At 55.9% G+C, this 17,226-nt stretch carries 11 protein-coding genes; 3 read left to right on the forward strand and 8 right to left on the reverse strand.

What is annotated here, in order from left to right:
• Window positions 1-49 precede the first annotated feature (49 nt).
• A complete protein-coding gene (locus AC5S3R_RS09490; protein WP_494266787.1) occupies window positions 50-427 on the reverse strand; it encodes a nuclear transport factor 2 family protein in 378 nt (125 codons plus the stop codon).
• A gap of 220 nt (window positions 428-647) precedes the next feature.
• On the opposite strand from AC5S3R_RS09490, the gene AC5S3R_RS09495 reads away from it, so the two are divergent.
• On the forward strand, window positions 648-1,457 hold the full coding sequence (locus AC5S3R_RS09495) for a ferredoxin--NADP reductase (protein WP_494266788.1): 810 nt from the start codon (window positions 648-650) through the stop codon (window positions 1,455-1,457).
• Between the two features lie 784 nt (window positions 1,458-2,241).
• Here AC5S3R_RS09495 and AC5S3R_RS09500 read toward each other — a convergent pair.
• The gene (locus AC5S3R_RS09500; RefSeq protein WP_494266789.1) at window positions 2,242-3,420 is read right to left on the reverse strand and encodes a diflavin oxidoreductase; all 1,179 of its coding nucleotides are present in this window, start codon (window positions 3,418-3,420) and stop codon (window positions 2,242-2,244) included.
• Between the two features lie 196 nt (window positions 3,421-3,616).
• Between AC5S3R_RS09500 and AC5S3R_RS09505 the strand changes: the two genes are divergently transcribed.
• Together AC5S3R_RS09505 and AC5S3R_RS09510 are read left to right on the forward strand one after the other, a co-directional pair.
• Window positions 3,617-3,970: a PadR family transcriptional regulator gene (locus AC5S3R_RS09505; protein WP_494266790.1), complete on the forward strand. Its 354-nt coding sequence runs from the start codon at window positions 3,617-3,619 to the stop codon at window positions 3,968-3,970.
• Between the two features lie 3 nt (window positions 3,971-3,973).
• A complete protein-coding gene (locus tag AC5S3R_RS09510; RefSeq protein ID WP_494266791.1) occupies window positions 3,974-6,688 on the forward strand; it encodes an ABC transporter permease in 2,715 nt (904 codons plus the stop codon).
• Between the two features lie 8 nt (window positions 6,689-6,696).
• Here AC5S3R_RS09510 and AC5S3R_RS09515 read toward each other — a convergent pair whose 3' ends face one another.
• The 6 genes from AC5S3R_RS09515 to AC5S3R_RS09540 all read right to left on the reverse strand — a co-directional run bounded on the left by AC5S3R_RS09515 (window position 6,697) and on the right by AC5S3R_RS09540 (window position 17,221).
• On the reverse strand, window positions 6,697-8,043 hold the full coding sequence (locus tag AC5S3R_RS09515; protein ID WP_494266792.1) for a sensor histidine kinase: 1,347 nt from the start codon (window positions 8,041-8,043) through the stop codon (window positions 6,697-6,699).
• Entirely contained in the window at window positions 8,033-9,376 is a 1,344-nt protein-coding gene (locus AC5S3R_RS09520; RefSeq protein ID WP_494266793.1) for a sigma-54-dependent transcriptional regulator, read from the reverse strand. Before AC5S3R_RS09520 ends, AC5S3R_RS09515 begins: the two co-directional genes overlap by 11 nt.
• A gap of 71 nt (window positions 9,377-9,447) precedes the next feature.
• Window positions 9,448-11,385: a TolC family protein gene (locus AC5S3R_RS09525; protein ID WP_494266794.1), complete on the reverse strand. Its 1,938-nt coding sequence runs from the start codon at window positions 11,383-11,385 to the stop codon at window positions 9,448-9,450.
• A 110-nt stretch (window positions 11,386-11,495) separates the two neighbouring features.
• Complete coding sequence (locus tag AC5S3R_RS09530; protein ID WP_494266795.1) at window positions 11,496-12,194, reverse strand: ABC transporter ATP-binding protein; 699 nt, start codon at window positions 12,192-12,194, stop codon at window positions 11,496-11,498.
• A 9-nt stretch (window positions 12,195-12,203) separates the two neighbouring features.
• The gene (locus AC5S3R_RS09535; protein WP_494266796.1) at window positions 12,204-14,675 is read right to left on the reverse strand and encodes an ABC transporter permease; all 2,472 of its coding nucleotides are present in this window, start codon (window positions 14,673-14,675) and stop codon (window positions 12,204-12,206) included.
• Window positions 14,676-14,701: 26 nt separating this feature from the next.
• Window positions 14,702-17,221, reverse strand: a complete 2,520-nt coding sequence (locus tag AC5S3R_RS09540) for an ABC transporter permease (protein WP_494266797.1) — start codon at window positions 17,219-17,221, stop codon at window positions 14,702-14,704.
• Window positions 17,222-17,226 lie beyond the last annotated feature (5 nt).

The following is a 17,226-nucleotide window of genomic DNA, read 5'->3' on the forward strand; positions in this document are numbered from 1 at the left end:
ATCGTACCAGTCCTTGCACCAGAATCAAAACGCAGCCTCACCCGCCGCGTCAGGATTGGTGTGCAAACGCGGCAGATGGACCAGCAGGAGAATCAGCCTCATCCCCAAGGTTCATGGCTGCAATAAGACCGTTATTCACCGTGAACACATGGAAAACTTCGCTGTCCGATAAAACATCCCCCTGCAGACTCTTCACAAGCTGATGCACCCGGACACGAACCCCGCCGCCGTCTTCCTCGGTAATTGCCAGCGGTTCAACATAGGGGTCAAACTCACCCCATTGCCGCGTCCAATAAGCACGAATCTCTTCCTTCCCAACAACCATCCCGCCCTCGGAGGCCTTGGGCCAGCTCACATCTTCCGTCATCAGCGCTAACGCACCATCAATCAATGTCCCGCCTGTTGAATGCGGAGTACGCCTGCTCAATCAGAGTCTTCGTGTCTGCCATCCAGCCCTCCTGCAACGTTTGCCGTACACTCAGCTCTCGTTAGCCCACATTATCGCCGGGCATCCCATCTCTCCCGGTTTCGGAGACGTAAAACATCGCCGCAGCCGTTCTCCGCAGCCTCGCGAATAACTAACCTCTGCCCGTACTTCCCCAACCTTCCACCCACGCCGTATCCTTTTCCTTCAGAGGAATTCCACCTTGTCACGCACTCTTTACTCCGCCCGCCTCGACCACAAGACCTGCATCTCCGAGTCCTCGCAGTGCTACCACCTCCAGTTCACCCTCACAAGCGAGAATGGCGATAGCCCAGACTTCGCGTTCTCCGCCGGGCAGTTCGTCTCCGTGGTAGCCACCGACCCAGACGGCAAGCAGCAGACCCGCGCCTACTCCATAGCCTCAGCCCCAGACGGCAACAAACTCGCCCTCTGCATCAACCGCGTCGATGACGGCTTCTTCTCCAATTACCTGACCAGCCTCGCCGAAGGCGACTCCGTCACCCTGCACGGCCCCTACGGCTACTTCGTCCTGCAGCAGCCCATTGTCGACTCCGTCTTCGTCGCCGCCAGTACCGGCATCGCCCCTATCCGCGGCTTTACGCAATCGCTCTTCCCAAAAGACGGCCCCGACCACAGCGAAGGCAAGGATATCTGGCTAATCTACGGAACCACCCACGAATCCGACCTCTACTACCACGAGGAATTTGAAGCCCTGGCCGCCCACAAGCCCAATTTCCACTACATTCCCGTCCTCACCCAGCCCGGCGAAGAGTCGAAGAGCCAACGCGGCACCGTTCAGGAACACGTCGCAAAAGTTGTAGAAGAACGCGCCACCCGGCTAGGCATCTCCCTGCCCGTCCCCCCCGTCGATCCCTCCATCCCGCGCACAGAACTCAAGTTCGACATCTACGCCTACGTCTGTGGCCTCAACGAAATGGTCTCAGTAGTTCGCGAACAGCTAGCAGGCTACGGCTGGCACAGAAAGCAAATCATCTTCGAGCGCTACGACTGACCACCCATCGAAGCACTCCCGCAAAACAAGGGAGTGCCTTCTGTTCTCCCAATAAATTAGGTGGTGTCTTCCGTTCTCCCACAAATTGAGTCGGTGTCATCCTGACCGAAGCGCATTGGGGCCCCGCGAACGGCATTATCGTTCGTGGGGTAGGCGGAGCGACCGGGGTCCCCGGCGCGCGTTCTTTTGCGCGATGGGGTGGGGAAGAATCTGCAGTTGTTCTTGCCGTTGCCTTTTCGCAGTTCCCCCCAAAGCCCCGTGCCCCCACCCTTGCGACTTCTCTCTGTCGCAGGGTGGGATACCCATACCGCCAGTTCTCCCCGCATCAAGCTCTCCCGTTGCCTGTGGAAAAATCTTGTCAAGCCCTGTGAATGAAAATACTTTCTAACTCATTGATCTCATTAGCCAAAAATCATCTTCGATTTTGCGCTCAATTATCTCGAATTTGTTAACCTTGAATCAGTAGAAGAAAAACGGCCCGATTCCACAGGAATCGGGCCGTTCTGTTTTTCCGCTAACTTGCTAAGCGCGAAGCGCTGCTAACTCGCGAATCCCAAAGAAAGGAGTCCCCAATGTACGCATCGGCAGGCACAACCGTCTGTAACCTGACACATGAAACCTGTAAACTGCCCTCTGCACAGTTCCACAGTTCCGGAATAAAGATTCTGCACAGGAACTGTGCAGCCGTCCGCAACCCAAACAAAACAAATGGCCCCGTAACCGGGGCCACTGTGCGTATCTCACAGAACGCATAAGTAAATCGTTAGGAAAGACCGCCAATGCCCTAGTAGACATCCCGCAGATAGCGCTTCTGCTTAATCATGTCAGCCACGTAAGCAGACGCATACTCCGCACCCTTACCACTATGCGTCGCAACAGCGTCCTTCACGGCAGCTTCCACATCGGGAGCCATCCGCTTCGCATCACCGCAGACATAGAAATAAGCGCCCCGGTCCAGCCAGTCCCAAATCAGCGCAGACTGCTCGCGAATCCGGTCCTGCACATAAATCTTCTTCGCCTGGTCCCGCGAGAAAGCCGTATCGAGCCGCTGCATCACACCGTTCTCCAGCCAGCCATACATCTCTTCCCGGTAAAGGAAATCCTGCATCTCACGCTGCTCGCCAAAGAACAGCCACATCGGCCAGCGCCCACGCCCAGCCTGCTTATGCTCAAGGAACGCCCGGAACGGCGCCAACCCCGTACCTGGCCCCACCATAATCACCGGCACATCCGGGTCATCCGGCAAGCGGAAGAGTTGGTTGGAGTGAACAAAGATCGGAAGCGTCGCCCCTTCCGGCGCACGCTCACCAAGCTGCCCCGAACAAACGCCAAGCCTCTCGCGACCATAGCTCTCATAGCGAACAACACGCACCGACAGGTGCACAGTATCCGGATGCAGTGCCTGGCTCGACGAAATCGAGTACAACCTCGGAGCCAGCCGCGGAAGAATTTTGAAAAGCTGCTGCGGGTCCTCCAACTTCGCCGGAAACTGCTCCAGCAAATCGCGAAACTCGCGTCCCCAGAGATAATCGTCAAGCTTGCTTTTGTTTTCCGGCAACACCATCGCCGCCAATTCCGGATTGCCCGTCAGCTTCGCCCAGGCCTTGATAGTCGAGCCGGACATCTTGCCAATCACCAGCCAGGTGCTCAGCGCCTCGCGCAGATTCAGTGCGCCGCCATAAAAATCCGTCACCGGCTCATCGCCGCTGAAATTCAGAAGCCGCAGCACTTCCTGCACCAGGTCCGAACGGCTCTCAGGCAAAACCCCCAGCGAGTCTCCCGGCAGGTACTGAATGCCAGAGCCTTCCAGCGATATCTCAATATGCCGTGTCTCCTTCTCGGAGGCCGGGCCTGTCAGCAAGCGGTTCTCTAAAACAGTGGCTGTAAATGGATTCTTGCGAGAGTAAATAGCTATCCCCTGCTCGCCACGGGCTTCCGTGGTCTCATTGACCTCGAGTTGCATCCGTTTTTGTTCTCCTTTTAGCGGGCCGGCCGGTGCCAGGCGCACTCCTCAACCTGATGCTGTCCCAAGCGTTGCGGATCATGAATCATAGCTATCAAAAGTTTACCCGTGAATCTGTGATCGTGCTCACTCGGAACACCCCTTGCACTCCAAGGGGAACCTGTGCGACACTCCCCTTGCTATCAAAGGGGAAGCAGTGGCTAAGCCCAAACTCGAACTCTTTCGCGGCACGCTCGACGTGCTGATTCTCAAGGCCCTTATGTGGGGACCGCAGCATGGATATGCCGTCACAAACTTCATTCGCCAGCATTCCGGCGATGTGCTCCTCGTAGAGGAAGGCACACTTTATCCCGCATTGTGGAGACTGGAAAACAAAAAGTTGCTTGCCAGCGAGTGGGGTTTGTCAGAGAACAACCGCAAAGCCAAGTTCTACCGCCTGACTCCTGCAGGGAAAAAGCAGCTCAGCGAAGAGCGCGCCACATGGGAGGCGTATGCTGAAGCCGTCTCCCGCGTCCTTGGCGCAACGCAAATCGCAATTGCGGAGCAGTAACGCATGGCGAACGAACCAGACCGGACTCCCATTTGGCGCCGCTACGTACGCTTCTTCGGTCACGATTCCGCTGCCGATGTCCGCGATGAACTCGACTTCCACATCGAGTCCAAAATCGCTGACCTCATCGCCGCCGGAATGACGCCCGAAGGCGCGCGCCGCGAGGCCATGCGTCAGTTCGGCCATCTACGGGAAATCGAAAGCATCGGCGTCTACATGGGAGACAAAATGGAACGCAAACAGCGCCTAGCAGATTACTGGATCGACCTGAAGCAGGATGTGCGCTACACGCTGCGCACACTGCGCCGTGACATAGGATTCACCATCGTAGCCGTGACCATCCTCGCGCTCGGCATCGGTGCAAACATCGCTGTCTTCAGCGTAGTCAACACACTGCTCCTGCGCCCGCTACCCTTCCCCAACGCACATGAACTCGCGTGGATTGCCCCGCCACCGCAGAAATGCGGCCAGTCGTGCGCAACCTACTCAACCGATGCCTATGACGAGTTCCGCATGTACAGCCGCGCCTGGCAGGACGTAACCGGCTACTTCGCATTTTCGGGTCCTGGCAATCTGAGCCTTCTGCACAACGGCGAACCCATCCCAGCCACCGGCATTGACGTCATCGCCAACTTCTTCCAGTTGCTTGGCGTGCGCCCAGCAATGGGCCGCATCTTCACCGCCGAAGATGCGCGCAACGGTGCAGCCCCCGTCGTGCTGCTCACTGACAGCTGGTGGCGCACCCAGTTCGCGGCTGATCCCAGCATCGTCGGCAAAACTATTGACCTCAACAACCAGCAAACAACCGTCATCGGCGTGCTTCCCCGCAGCTTTGATTTTGGTGCTGTCTTCTCACCCGGCGCAAAGATTGATGCCTTCACGCCGCTCAATCTCTATGGCCCGCCGCGCAACTGGGGCAACATCATCACCTTCATCGGGCGCATGAAGCCCGGCGTTACACTCGCTCAGGCACAGGGAGACGCCAAGGCTGCCGCGCCACACATGTGCTGGAGCAACAAGTACCCCGACACTTGTGGAGGCTACGCCAAAGTCGGCGTCGTTCCCGTCGCACTCAAGGATTATGTCAGCGGAAAGCTGCGCCGCTCGCTTGTTGTGCTCTGGTCCGCCGTGGGAGCCATCCTGCTCATCGCCTGCGTCAATCTCTCGAACCTCCTACTTGCCCGCGCAGCCGCGCGCAGCAAGGAGTTCGCCATGCGCGGCGCTCTCGGCGCAAGCCGCACCCGCATCATCCGTCAATTGCTCACGGAAAGCCTGATGCTCTCCGCCGCCGGAGCTGTTCTCGGCCTGTTACTCGCATCCACGCTGCTCTTCTGGCTCTCGCATCAAGGCGCAATCGCGTTGCCTCTGCTCAGCAGCCTCCGCATTGACGGCCAGGCTCTGTTATGGACACTCTTCATCGCTGTCGCTGCCGCCCTTCTCTTCGGCATCATGCCTGGGCTACGTATGTCCAGCGGCAATCTGACCGAAGCGCTCAAAGACTCCGGCCCCGGAGCGGGCCAGAGCCGCAAACACGAGCGTGTCCGCTCCATCCTCGTCGTCACGGAAGTCGCGCTTGCCTGCATGTTGCTGGTTGGCGCAGGCCTGCTGCTACGCAGCTTCCTGAAAGTCCTTGATGTCGACCTAGGATTTGAGCCCCAGCACGCCTATTCGGTGAAGGTGGACTACGACGACAACGTGCCCAACGATAAAGATGGCTCTCTCACTGCGCTGAAACGCCGCACAATCTTTCAGCAAGTGATTGCACACATCAGCCAGGTTCCCGGCGTGGAAGTCGCTGGTATCTCCGACTATCTTCCGCTAGGGCAAAACCGTGCATGGGGAATGCCCACACCAAAAGGCTTTCCGGAAGATCAAACGCATAATCTCCCCTCACCGCTGGTCTACGTAACAACCCCCGGCTATCAACGTGCCATGGGAGCGCGTCTGCGTGGGCGCGACTTTACCTGGGACGACGGCCCATCCAGCACGCCTGTCGTCATCATTAACGAGTCGTATGCGCGCTATTTCTGGCCCAACGAAGATGCTGTGGGAAAAATACTGATGAGAGATTCAAATAGCCAGGTGCAAATTGTCGGCGTTGTGAGCGACGTGCATGAAGAAAGCACCGAAGGCGCCACAGGCTGGCAGATTTACTACCCCGCCACTCAACAGAACCCCAGCGCAGCTGAGCTTGTGCTGCGCTCCAACCTTCCGACCTCGGCGCTCTCAGCAAACGTCATGCGCGCACTACGCGAACTTAATCCGAAGCAAACATTATCCGAGTTCCGTCCCATCCAGACGCTTGTGGACCATGCAAATTCGCCGCGTCGTTTCTTCATGTTGCTTGTCGTCGTCTTCGCCACACTGGGCCTTCTACTCGCCGCACTTGGCATCTACGGCGTAATTTCGTATTCGGTGACACGTCAGACGCAGGAGATTGGCATTCGCATGGCGCTTGGCTCCGGTGCTGGTCGTGTACAGCGGCAAGTACTGGGAGGTACGTTACGGCTCGCGCTTATCGGCATTGTGCTCGGCACGGCAGCTTCGCTGATAATCACCAGGCTCATCACCGCCATGCTGTTTGAAGTCTCACCGTGGGATACAGCCACATTTCTAGCGATGGCCGTACTGCTGCTTATCGTAGCTACACTCTCTGGTTATATCCCCGCGCTGCGCGCTTCACGCATCAACCCCATGGTTGCGCTGCGAAGCAACTGAAGGTTCACTCAGGGCAACGGTAAACAAACCGTTGCCCGCGCTCCGCAATCGTTCTCGCAGTTGCCTAACGTCACTTCGCCACCATGCGCACGCGCAATCTGTTGCGCCAGCGCAAGACCAACACCGCTGCCCTTCTGCTTGGTTGTATAAAACGGAACAAACAAATTCTCAGCGTTCGCAATTCCAAGGCCAGAATCGTTAATCTCTACAAATACAGACTCATCGGCCAAGTGCCAAGTCACGCCAACGCGGCTCTCATGATTTTCGAGCGTTGCATCCACCGCATTCCCCAGCAGATTGATAAACATCTGCTCCAACTGATCCGGGTCCGCATGCAGAGTAACCATAGGACCGCTTGCAAGCTCGATAGGCAAGCGCTGCTCCAGTAACACCACGCGCTCTATAAGGCACGTCAGTTCAACAGAACGAAGATTCGGAGGTGGCAACTGTGCAAGTTGCCTGTATGACTGCACAAAACGATGTAACGAATCCGCGCGGCTCTCTACAACGCCAAGTCCACGGCGAAAATCCCGCGCTGTGCTGTCATCAAGCGAAGCGCCATCCACGCGCATAAGCAAGCTGCCGGCAATCGACTTAATCGGCGCAAGCGAGTTTGAAAGCTCATGCCCCAGCACACGAATCAACCGCTTCCACGCAGCTTGTTCCTCCTCCTGCAGCGCTACACTCACATCCGCCAGCAACAGAAGCGTGTGGGGCGCCCCCTCCTGGCGGAAGCTCGCCTTGCGTAGCAACCACCGGGCAGGCTTTGTGCCGAACGAATGCGTTGTATGATCCGTCGCAGCAAGCAGTCCATCAAGCCCAAGCTCCTCCGCTGTTCTCCCCATGCACCGCGCATAGGGCCTGCCGAGCAACTGCACGCCGGCTTCATTGATAAGTTGCAGAACATTATCGCGGTCAAAAGCAAAGAGAGGAGCGTGCATCACCTCAAGCATGCGCGCCAGCAGCGCCGTAGCTTCCAGCGAGCGCACGCGCTGCCCCTGCAGCAAATCTGCCAGAGCATTCACCTCGCCCGCAAGCTCACCAAGAGGATCACGTGCGTTTGCTCCGCGCGCACGAAACGAATAGTCACCCTCACGCAACGAAGCAATCACGTTGGAGAGCGTCTGCAGTGGCTTTACGAAACTTTCAATCAGCGCAAAGGCAATCAATAAAAGATAAACAAGCAGACAGCCGCCAATTAGCAACGTAGTTGGCAAACTAATCTGTTCACGCACAACAAGGATGACTGCGAAGACAACACTGGGCAACGCCAGCCATGCACAATACAACCATGCCCGGCTTACTGCCGAGCGCGGAATCGTGTGCTGCTTGCGCGTCTTCTGCTCATATCCCATACTTTTCAATGCGGCGGTACAGAGCCGCGCGGCTTAACCCCAGTTGCTCAGCCGCTTGCGAAATGTTCCCATCGCACCGCCGCAGCACCTTGCGGATCAACTGAGCCTCCATCTCTTCAATGCTCATAGTATCCGCTGTCTGCCCGGTGCTCGAAGCACGCCCACTGGTAATTGCAAGATTTGCCGGCTCGATTTCACCGCCACGCGCCAGCAGCACAGCACGCTCGACAGTATGTTCCAGCTCACGCACATTGCCGGGCCATGCATATTGCAGCATCATTTGCAATGCCGCCGGAGAGAACCCTTCAATCTGCTTACGATAGCGCGTGAGGTTGCGCTTCAGAAAATGCCCCGCCAACAGCGGAATGTCTTCACGGCGGTCGCGTAACGCAGGCAAATGAATCTCCACCGTATTCAGACGGAATAGCAAATCATCACGAAAATTACCCTTCGCGGCTTCTTCATGCAGATTCGCATTGGTCGCTGAAAGCACACGCACATCCACGCGCCGCGTATGCGAAGAACCCACACGCTCCAGCTCGCCTGTTTCGAGAACGCGCAGAAGCTTCGCCTGCTGTCGCGGAGGCACGTTCGCAATTTCGTCAAGAAAGAGCGTACCGTTGTTCGCCAACTCAAAGCGGCCGATACGATCAGTGCGCGCATCAGTGAACGCGCCTTTCACATGGCCGAATATCTCGCTCTCAAATGTACCTTCCGGCAGCCCGCCTGCGTTTACAGCGACCAGTGGCATACGCGAGCGCGGAGATGCACCATGCAGCAGCTTTGCCACAATTTCTTTGCCTGTCCCATGCTCGCCAGTAATGAGCACGTTCGCATCTGACGGTCCAACCTGCGCAATCAACTCCAGTACAGGTTGCATTGCCGGAGCGCTTGCCACAAACTCCGGCATTCCTTCAGCACGCAGCAAGCGGTTTTCAAGCTCCAGTTGCCTGGCGCGCTTAAGAGTCTTATGCAATTCAGCATGCACGCGAATCAGGCTCAGCAGCCGCTCATTCTCCCACGGCTTCTGCACAAAATCACGCGCGCCGCGCTTAATGCTCTCAACAGCCAGATCAATGTTCCCCCACGCGGTCATCACAATCACCGGCAGGCGTGAATCAATCTCCTGAATTCGCTTCAGAAGATCAAGCCCTTCCTGTCCGCTAGTTGTGTCGCGCGTGTAGTTCAGGTCTATCAGCAGCACATCGTAGTCGCGCTCGCCAAGCGCCTCCATCACCATCTGAGGCGATCGCACTCCGTGAACACCAATACCCTGCGGCTCAAGTAACAACTCGACCGCTTCCAGGATGTGCGGCTGATCGTCAGCAACCAATACACGAATCTTGTCTTGCTTAGTTGAAATGGCCGTCCTCCACAATTCCGGTCATACATGTAATCAACAGTCTACGGCGCATGCGTCACTACTCCCAGCTTCGCGTCATCAATCGAGACTCCCATCTGCTGTAGCGTCTCTCCTGTTGCCCGGTCAATGTCCACTTTGGCCTTTTCATACGCAGTTTGCGCAGCTACCAGTGCGGACTCCGCAAGCGACAACGCATGCGAAGCAGCCAGCACCTCCGTGCTGGACATAGCCCCGAGCTTCTGCTCCTGCTGTGCCACATCAAAGGTGTGCTGCGCCAGGTCCTTCGACTTCTGCGCAGCATCTACCAGTGCCTTCTTCTGTTGCAGTGCAAACTGTGAATTGCGCACATCAAAGCGGATGCTCTTTTTCTGTTCCTCGAAGGTAATCTGCCTCTGCCGGAATTCCAGCACAGCGCGGAACTGGTCAGCTTTCGCCTGGCGATTGCGCAGATTGATCTGCAGATTCATTCCGAACTGGTATTCGGGCGAAGAGTAGTTAAAGGTGTTCACAAACATATCGCCAAATCCGGTAGGTAAATCTGAGGTGCATTCGGCAGCGCCGAGATTGCAATTCGGGTTCCTCGGCCCGGCAATACCACTCCCCTGATAGAAGCCATAGACGTTCAGCGTCGGCAGCAGTTCGCTTCGAATGCCCTTCAAGCTCATCTCTGCTACCTGCATCGCGATCTCGTCCTGCCTCACGTCGGGACGGTTCTTCTCCGCTTCGGTAATCAAATCGTCAATGGATTTGGACACATTCGGGTCATCAGCGCCACTCCGGTCAAGTGGAATCACAGGCATCTCATCAATCGCCGGATCATCCGTCTTCGTAATTGCATTCTTGATGAGCAATTCATTCAGTCGCAGAGCCGCGCGTGAAACCGTTAAATCGCCTTCGCTTGTGGCCTCGTCGGATTCGTCCTTGGTCACCTGCATAGCCGGGATAGCGTTCAACTCAAGCTGCTTCCGGTCATCTGCAAGCGTGTGCTGCGCAAAAGCCAGTGAGCGCTCTTTGACCTGTTCATCCTGATACGCATTCACAAGATCCCAATATATGTTTTCCACCTGCGTAATCGTGGCAATCACCTGCGCGCGAAATGCCAAATCAGTAATTTGCAGGTTCTTCTTCGCAATGCGTATAAAGCGCTCGTTGGACGCAATACCAAATCCGGCCAGCAACTGTTGCGTAACAACAAACTGAAAACTTGCATTCAGCGTAGGATTGATTGCTTCGTAAGGACTGTTATTCGCAAAACGCTGCCCCTGGTAGTTCACCTGCACACCAGTTCCCAGCGGAAAGTTCTGCGAGAAAGTCGCCAGCGCCTGGATGGTGTTCTGCTTATAGGTCAGAACTCCATAGGAGAAAGCATTGCCTTCCTGAGTCGTTGTATGATCCACAAGCCCCTTGAAACTCAGGAAAGGATCAAAAGACGGAACCGAAGCTCCAGCCCCAAGTGTCGAAGTTACGATACCACCCGCACCCGCCGCAGCCGAGCCACTGCTTGATCCTCCTGCTCCTCCGCCGCCGCCGGAAAAACCACCCTGCGTAGACGACGACTGCACCCCCGTGTTGACACCATTCACAGTACCGCCAGACTTGGTACGCGCATAGTCAGTTTGCGCAATCGGAAAGTTATAGCGAAAGTAAGCGAGGTCAAGATTATTCTCGATAGCCAGAGCAATCGCATCATGCAGTGAGAGATACAGCTTACCCTCGCGAATAAGATTGTCGAGACGCGGCGAATTAGTCAAATCCAGCGGAGGCGCATCACTCGGCTTGTAAGGCGCAAGTGGGCTATGCGAGTGCGGCATACCAATATGAAATGGCCTCTGCGGAGCAAGCGCTTGCTGTTGTAACTGCTGCGCTTGTTGCGCCAGTGTCGGCGTCGGTGGAGCAGCGCTGTTCGCTGTGGGAGACGGCGCATTCGGTGCCTGTTGCCCGCCTGCCTGCGCTTGCGGAGGAACTACAGCGAAAACCATATTCACCTGTAGTAACAGAATTGCAGCAACAGTCTGAAGACGTAGAAGAGTCGGCTTCGAAGAGCAAAGAGTCATTCGGATCGCACCGTAGAATGAAATTGAGTTGTCGTTCACTGGGCCTCCGTTGCCGCCGGCTGGATTTGCTCATCACGCGTCAGCCATCCATCGTGCAGCTCCAGGATGCGTGAGCCGTAGCGCGCGTTCTCATCCGAGTGCGTCACCTGCACAATTGTCGTGCCTTGCTTGTTCAGCTCGCGGAAAAGCTCCATAATCTCTCGTGCCTGCGTGGAGTGAAGATTGCCTGTCGGCTCATCGGCCAACAGAAGCTGTGGCGAGTGCACCACGGCTCGCGCTATGCCTACCAACTGCTGCTGCCCGCCTGAAAGCTGATTCGGAAACAGGTCTTTCTTCGCCACAATCTGAAAGCGATCCAGAATCTCTGCAACCATACCTGCACGGTCTTTAGCCGGAATATTTTTATACGAAAGCGGCAGATCGATATTTTCCGCAACCGTCAGGTCATCGAGTAGGTGATAGCTCTGAAAAACCATGCCAATCCGCTGCCGCGCAAGATCAGCGCGCTGCTTGCGATTGAGCTTATGCACTGCTGTTTCGCCAAACCAATACTCGCCCATCCAGCCATCATCAAGCAGCGCCAGCACGTTCAGCAAAGACGACTTACCCGCACCCGACGGACCCATAATGGTGACAAACTCACCTTCGCGAATAGTCAAGCTCACGCGCCGCAGCACCCATGTTTCTGTGTGGCCCGTTTTGTAACTACGCTCTACATTTTTGAGATCAATCATTTTCTTTCCTTACTCCGATCGCAAAGCCAGAATGGGGTCCACTGCTGCCGCACGTCGCGCTGGCAACCAAGCCGCAACAAACGATGCCGCTCCCAGTACCACAGCAACCGCAACAAAAGTCAGCGCGTCATGCGCTTTCACCCCGTAGATGTAGCTAGAAGCAAACTTCACTACAAACCACGAGATACTCATACCAATTACAAGCCCAGCCGCAACCATCAGCATCGCGCGCTTTAACACCAGCGAGAGAATATTTCCCTGTGGGGCGCCGAGAGCAATGCGGACCCCAATCTCGCGTGTACGCTGAGCCACAGTGAATGACAGCAGCCCATACAACCCAACAGAAGCAATCATCAGCGCCAATCCCGCAAAAGCTTCCAGCAAATGTGCAATCAACGTCTGCGAGCCGAAGGAATCTTCTACAGCTTCATGAATCGTCTTCACTCCGGTTGTAGTTGCATCCGGCGACACCTCATGCAGAGCTTTCTCAAACTGAGCACGCAACGTGTCTGCTGGCACCGCCGCACGAATCGCTACTTCTATGAACGCCCGTGCAATGCCATAGAGCGGCGTGCCGGGGTCAGTCTGTGCTAGGCAAAAGTAAATCTCCGGCTTCGTGGCCTCCGTCACATCGCCCTGCTTCACATCTCCAATCACCCCTACAATGCGGGTATCCGCCCATCGCCCTGTTTTCCCCATCGAAAAAACATGCCCAATGGGGTCCCGACCGGACAGATACTTGTCCACAAATGCCTGGTTAACAACAATGACCACAGGCGAAGTTGACGTATCGTCATTTGTAAAAAATCGTCCGCGAATCATTGGAACGCCCAGCGTATTCACAAAGCCTGGCGAAGCCACACGCCCAGCAGCAGAAGGTGTCTTCCCGCGAGGAGCTTCCTTATGATCAAGATCGCCCATAATCGAGACTTGGAACTCTGTACGCATGGGAAGAACTGAGCTAAGCGCCGCATCCGTCACGCCAGGAATCGCCTGTACGCGCTCCAGCAATGGCAGATAATGCGTCTGCACAATGTTCTGCTCTTTGTCGTGCCTGACGCCGGTATCCCATGCAGGAGGATTCATAATCACCCCGCCGGACAAAACATTCTGCTGAGAAAATCCGAGTGGAACATGTCGCAACGCAAAAATCGTACGCAGAAATAATCCCGCACCAACCAGAAACACAAGCGTCAACGAAATCTGTGCTACTACCAGCACTTCGCGCGTGCGGTTCTGCTGCGCCGTTGCCGTGCTTGTTGCACCGTGCAACCGCGCCTGCACACTACGGCTCGACGCCCACAGCGCAGGAATCACCCCTACAACCACGGAAGTCACAATTGTCATAGTGGCAAGACCGCACAACAACCGCCAATCGAAATTCACTTCGTCGAAAAGACGATTCACATATCGGTGAATCTGATGCCGCATCAGTTGAAGAGCGACCTGCGCCAGCAGTAGACCCATAGCAGCGCCAATCCCGCTCAATAGCAAGCTCTCCACAAGCGACTGCTGCACCAGGCGTACGCGACCCGCGCCAAGAGCCGAACGAATCGCCTGCTCGCGGCCACGCGAAACCGCTCGCGTCAACATCAAGCTCGCCACATTCAGGCACGCCAGCGCCCAGATGCCAAACGCCACTCCGTACAACAATAGCAGTGGCTTACGAAGGCCTTCGACAAGCGAATGCTGATAGCTTGCCACCTTGACGCGCGTCGGCATCATATCGCCTTCCGGCGCTTCTTTCGCAATCACTGCCTGCGCCGTGCTTAGCCGCGCCTCAAGCTGTTCCGCGGTCATGCCATCCGGCAGCCGCGCAAACATTGTGCCGGAGACCTGCTGCTCGCCACTCATTGCGCTCTTGTTGGCAGCAGTGAGTGCCTGCGGCGACCACACCTGCATCACATCATCGCCCATTCGGAAACTGAATCCCGAAGGCATCACGCCGACAATCGTGTACGCATCTCCGCGAATCATAAGCGGCTGGCCCAGCACATGCGGATCAGCATTATAGAGCTTGTGCCACGCTCCATCGCTCAGCACAATTACACGCTCTTTGCCCGGATCATTCTCTTCCTCGCGAAAGCCTCGCCCAAGTTCAGGCTGCACGCCAAGCATGGAAAACGTGCCTGCTGTCACCATGATCTGTGAAGCCTGAAATCGTCCTCCCGGCCCTACAATACTCACCGGGCGCTCATTCATGCTCGTGCCCATCTGCAGGCGTGCCGCATCGCGTAGTTGCAGCATGTCCGCATAACTGAGATCAAAAAACTGATAATCAGGCTGATCTGGCTCGATCTTCACAATTCGATCCGGCTGCGCATACGGTAACGGCCGTAGCAAAACCCCATTCAGCACAGTAAAGACAGCAATGTTCGCACCCAGCCCAAGCGCCAATACAGCAATCGCCGTAAGCGCAAAGCCTGGAGACCTACGCCACTGACGTAACGCATGCCGCAAGTCCTGCAGAATTGAATTCATTGCCATTCCTCATCCGCCAATTCGCACTACTCTGTCCGCAATGCGCGCATAGGCTCTATAGCTGCCGCTCGACGTGCCGGCAACAGTGCAGCCAGCGCAACCATTAAGGCTGTTACCGCAACCGCTCCCAGCAGGGTCGTTGGATCTGCCGGAGTTACCTCATACAACTGGCTCTTAAGCAGGCGCGCCAGTGCAATCGTCGCAGGCAGCGCAACCACCGTTGCAATCGCCGCAACAATCACCATCTCCCGCAGTACCAGCGCAATCACACTCCACCGTTGTGCACCCAGCGCAAGGCGCACACCAATCTCGCGCGTGCGCTGCTCAGTTGAGTAAGCGAGCACGCCGTACAATCCAACTGACGCCATCAGCAACGCCAGTGCAGAGAAACCCATCGCCAGAATCGCCAGTGCCCGCTCATCCGCGGCGGCATAGTCAATCTGCTCATCCATCGTGCGTAGCCCATCCACCACCAGTGTCGGGTCCTGTGCATGAATCGCCTGGCGAATCATACCCTTCACGCTCTTTGGATCATGCGTTGTACGCAAATATATTTCCACGCCCCTCGGATGCTCATCTTGCAGATACGGTGTATAGACCGCGTCTCCTATCAGGGTGCGCAGATCCTGGTGCTTGATGTCACCCACGACGCCCACAATCGTGGTGTCATACTTCACATCCCCATCGCCTTCCGCAATCTGCTTGCCTATAGCATTTTGCGGACTGCCGAAGAACCTCTTCGCAAACGAAAGATTGACGACCGCAACCTTGGGCTGGCCTTTCGTATCCGTCTCAGTAAACTCACGGCCAACCAGCAACGGCTGCTTCAATGTGGCAAAGTACCCTGCAGTGATGCTTGGCTGCTCAAACCCCATGTGCTCGTCTTCGCCAGGCTTGTAGCCTTGAATGGAAAATTCCGAAGTATGAGTATCGCCCATGAGCTCAGGATCTGTATTGGCTGCAACAGAAGTAACACCGGGGATACGGCGCAAGCTCTCTATTGCACTGGCAATAATGCGCGGCGTGCGGTCTTCTCCGTAACCAGAGTCCGTGGGGTCGAACGAAAATTCGACCAAATGGCCGGTATCAAAACCAATTTCCCCATGACGAAGATTGTCTAGCGTACGCACAAACAAGCCTGCGCCACCAAGCAAAATCACGCTGAGCGTAATTTGTACGCCAACGGCAACCTTGCGAAACATCTGCGAATCTTTTGTCGCGGTGCCAGAATTCTGCCGCAGAGCACCCGCAAGATTCGGACGTAGAAAATGCAGTACAGGCGCAATGCTGAAGAGCAGGCTCACCACAAGCGCAATCAGCAGAGTAAAGAGAAGAATGCGTACGTCAATGGCAGCGGAGTATGGCTCTTCTCCAGGATTTGCATTCGTCAGTAGACGTACCAGCAGCGTCGTCACGGTAGGTGCCAGCGCCAATCCGGCCAATGCGCCAGCCAAACCAATCAAACCACCCTCCACCAGCAACTGCGCGGCAATGCGACCGCGCTTGGCACCCAATGCATAGCGCATCGACATCTCACGCGCGCGTGCCGACGCCCGCAACAGCAACAGGGTCGCGATGTTAATCGCACACATTGCCACTAACAGTCCCGCCATGCTCATCAAAATTCTCAGCGGCGTCTCTAAATCCATGCGATCCGGCGAAAAGCCTTTGGAGTCGTCAAGAACCTTGAGCGTCGAGTTATCGAGAAAGTTCTTTTTGAAGCGCTCCGAAGTTGATTTGTATAGCGTCAGCTCATATGCACGAAGTGAGTGCCATAGCGGCCCCAGGCTTGCCTCTGCCTGCTCCCGCGTAACACCCGGTTTAAGTCGCGCAGCCAATGTCAGCCATACAGATTGATGGTTGTTCAGGTTATCGCGATTCGCCGCCCATGGAATGGCTGTTTCCACCATCGTGATAGGAATAAAAATGCCTGGCTTGTAGCCGCCGATGGCAGAATCGAAATTCTCCGGCGCAACTCCGACAATTTCAAACGGATGCCCATTCACCAGCAGCGTCTGGCCAATCACATCCCGGGAATGGTTGAAGCGCGCCTTCCAGTAATCATGGCTCAGCACCACCACGGCGTTGTCGCCTTTTGCTGTCTCATCCTGTGGCGTAAGCAGACGACCCACGGCAGGCTGCAGCCCTAGAAGCTGAAAATAATTTCCCGTAACAATTTCGGCATCCTTATCCTCCGCCTGGTTATGCCACGAGATGCCAACATTCGTTCTATCCGCTGCAAGAATGCCCGTAAATGCCTGGTTCTTATCTCTCAGGTCCTTGTACATCGGATAGGAGAAATAATTCTTGCTATCTCCACCAAAACTGCTCATCGAGCCTGAGAATCCGCCCGTCCATTGAAAGCGCACCAATTCCTTCGGCTTCTGCACCGGCAACATACGCAGCAGTGCCTGATCGAAGAGCGTAAAGATCGCAGTATTTGCGCCAATGCCTAAGGCCAGCGTCAGCACCACCGTCAACGTAAAACCCGGTGACTTGCGCAACTGCCGTAGCGCAAAACGAACATCCTGCAGAAAAGCATTCATACAAT

This window comes from Occallatibacter sp. FHG110214_02 (genome assembly GCF_059115385.1).